2 protein-coding genes are annotated in these 3433 nt (G+C 62.5%); both read left to right on the top strand.

What is annotated here, in order from left to right; genetic code table 11:
* Positions 1-429: hypothetical protein (locus EN738_RS36005; RefSeq protein ID WP_210214100.1), on the top strand; the 429-nt coding region annotated here is incomplete at its 5' end.
* The coding region (locus EN738_RS32480; RefSeq protein ID WP_189606097.1) for a DEAD/DEAH box helicase at positions 429-3433 on the top strand (3005 nt) is incomplete at its 3' end. The genes EN738_RS36005 and EN738_RS32480, both read left to right, overlap by 1 nt.

The following is a 3433-nucleotide window of genomic DNA, read 5'->3' as shown; positions in this document are numbered from 1 at the left end:
GATCTGGAGCCCGGGCTAGCGACTCATGCGTGGATCACCTTCCTATTGGTCGCGCCACGAGCAGATTTGGAACCCGGCCTCATCGGAAGGCTATGCCGGCGTCCGAAGGAAACGCTTCGGGAACTCGCCGAAGCGTTCGTGACTCGTCAGAGTGAGCATCGCGAGCCACCGACCGGATTGCATCTCGCGGGGCTCCTGCCAGAGCGACGCGAGCTTTGGGAGCGGTACGACCCAGCCTTCGCGGATTTGATCGCTGCTCCCCTAGTGGCGGCGCGAATGGCGGCCGGCAAACTCCATCAAAACCCGCAGGTTGTCGGACGATGTCGGGCCGCTTGGCTCCACGACCGTCAGCTCTTCGAGAGCGCTCTCGCCGTCGCCCTTGGACGCGAGACTATAGACCCCGGCACCACCCAACGAATGGACCTGTGATGGAAATCGAGAGGCTTCTGGCGCGGCTGCCACGCGATGCTGCAGATGCGATTGTCGGTATGGCTCGACTCCGTTCAGTCGATCTCAATCGGCATCTGCGTGAGGGCTTGGGTGCGCGCGCTGGTCAGCCTAACTCGGCCCTCTCCGAACCGTTTGTCGAAGGCGCTTATCCCTGGTTGCCGTTAGAGGGCGGTTGGGGCGGATTGCCGGCTGGCCTTTTGCACCCAAGAACGCTCGAAGTTCTGCGTGAAGTCGCATACCCGCCCTACACCCACCAGGTGGACGCTTGGAAGCAGCTTTGCGGCGAACGCGCCGCTTCGGTGATCGTGTCGAGCGGCACAGGCTCAGGGAAGACAGAATGCTTTTTGACACCGATTTTGGATGGGCTGGTTCGATCCTCCGATAGCGGTGCAAAACCGCTCGAAGGAGTGCGCGCGCTGATGCTCTATCCGCTCAACGCACTTATCGCCAGCCAGGAGGAGCGGCTGTCAAAGTGGTTCGCCCCCTTCGGCGGAGCGCTGCGCTACTGCCTCTACAATGGCGACACGCCGGAGAGTGTGCGGAGCACCGCCGCGCGTGGGGAACCCTGGAAGGTCGCTGATAGGACGACACTCAGGCGCTCGCCTCCGCCGGTTCTTGTCACCAACGTTACCATGCTGGAGTACATGCTGATCCGGCAGAAGGACGCACCGATCCTGCGGGCGTCACAAGGTACGCTTGACTTCGTGGTACTGGACGAAGCGCACTCATATGTCGGCGCCCAGGCGGCCGAAATTGCTCTCCTACTACGCCGCGTCGCGCTTGCTTTCGGTCGCAAACCCGAAGAGCTCCGATACGTCGCGACCTCAGCGACGATCGGCGGCCCGGACGCCGCCGAGCTACGATCCTTCCTTCGAGATCTGTCAGGCGCACCAGAGCAAAATATTCACGTGGTAAGAGGTGTTAGGGCGTCGCTACCGGCCTCTCCTGCCCTCAATAGCAATCTCATCGAACTTGACGAGATAGCGGGCATGGAACCGCTCCAGGCCGGTGAGATCTTCGCTAAGTCTGCACCGCTAAGGGTCCTGAGGGAGCAGTTCAGAGCCGGCGCCATCGTAGGCTGGAGCGGCTGGAGCGCGCAGGCGCGCCAGATCGGCGGCGCGGACGTAGACCCGAGGCGCCTGCTTGTCGAAGCGTCAAGGGCGAAGGACCCACATTCCGATCCGGCGCTGGCCAGCGCTGGCGGAGACTCAATCCTGCCGGTCCGCCTACACCTCTTCCACCGGACGCTTTCCGGTCTCTGGGCCTGCGTGAACCCGACCTGTCCCGGGCGGCCCGCCGCATCTGAAGCAGCCGACTGGCACTTCGGCGCCGTCTTCCTCGAATCGCGAGAGCATTGCTCACACTGCGGATCGCTCGTGCTCGAATGGGCCTATTGCATTCAATGCGGCGATGGTGCGCTCAAGGCTGAAGAAACTGCCGACGGATCGCATCTTGTGGCCTGGACAGGCGGCACAGGGGACGGTGAGTTCGAGCAAACGCTCGATCGCGACGAAACCTTCGGCGCCGAAGACGACACACAAGACGATGCGCCGCTGACCACATCCCCGGTCGTGAACCGCCGATATTTAGGGGCGCGCGGGGCACGGCCGTCTCCGATAATCCGCTTCGAGCCAAAAACCGGTGCGATCGTCGAGACCGTGGACGGCGCGGGGTTACCAACGACCGCGAGCCGCCACGTAGGTGAGTGTCCATGTTGCGGCTGGGCACCCAAGAAGGTGGACCTCGAGGCCGGCGTGCTTCGATCGCTCGTCGCGGGTGCGCCCTACTTGATGTCTCAGATCACCCCTGGACTCGTCGGGCACCTATCGCCAAAACCTGACGCTGACGAGCCCTTGCCGCTCGACGGCCGGCAACTGATTACCTTCACCGATGCGCGGCAGGGCACGGCCCGACACGCGGCGAACTTGCAGGTGGCATCGGAGCGCGGCTTCGTCCGAAGCTTTCTCTACCACTTTGTGCAGGATCGTCCCGTGCGGGACGACCAGGCCATCGCCGCGATCGAGGCTAAGCTCAAGCGACTGGCCTCCGACGAGCAGGACGGGATCACTCTCAGCCTCATGGCTGACCTTCGGTTGGCGCGAATCAGGCTCGAAGGGGTCGCCACCCCGAAGGCCTGGCGCCAACTTGTCGATCGACTCGCCGCTGAGCCCACAATCAACCGCTTTCTCTCGAATCTCTGGGTCGAGCGCGAAGAGACTTTCTCCGACCCAGCGCGGCTCGCTGAATTCATGCTATATCGGGAGATCATGCGACGGCCCGTCCGCGCCAACAGCGCTGAGACATTGGGCCTTTTGCGCTTGACCATTCCCGGCCTGGACGAGCCCAACGTGGTCGTTCCGGCTTCCGCAACGCGCTTAGGGTTGAATGCAGACGACTGGCGCGACCTCGTGCGCCTTCTCCTTACGCATTTTGTCCGAACTAACGTCATCCTGGATTTCGACGCTAAACGTTGGATGCGTTGGATTGACCGCCGCCAGAGCCACGTGGAAATGGTACCTTTCGAGCCTGCGCTTCCCTCAAGCCGATACGTCCGCTTCTGGCCACACCCCTACGGTCCAAGACCTTCTCGCGTGGTTCGGATGCTTGTCCAGGCGCTTGGTCTCGATCGCGATGATCCAAGCGTTCGGGATGACTTGAACGAACTTCTGCGGGCAGCATGGTCGACGTTGCAAAGGTTCATGACGGTCAGTCCGAATGGCTTCCGGCTACGGCTCGGCGACATGAATGTCACGCCGATCGAAAGGGCCTTCTGGTGCCCCAACACTCGACGTCTGGTGGACACGACCTTCCGCGGACTAAGCCCATACGACAAGCTCGGTGTGCACCCGAAAGCCGAAGCCGTCGACATGCCGACCCTGCCGTTTCCATGGCGCCGTGATGCCCACGGAGGTCGCGTCTCCGATTCAATTCTCGACGACTGGCTAGCGACCGATGAACGTGTCTCGCTCCTGAGGGCCAAGGG

Source organism: Mesorhizobium sp. M4B.F.Ca.ET.017.02.2.1, from assembly GCF_003998955.1.
GTDB classification, from domain to species: Bacteria; Pseudomonadota; Alphaproteobacteria; order Rhizobiales; family Rhizobiaceae; genus Mesorhizobium; species Mesorhizobium abyssinicae.
The sequence above is the reverse complement of the archived record's forward strand: the minus strand, read 5'-3'. Positions and strand labels throughout refer to the sequence as shown.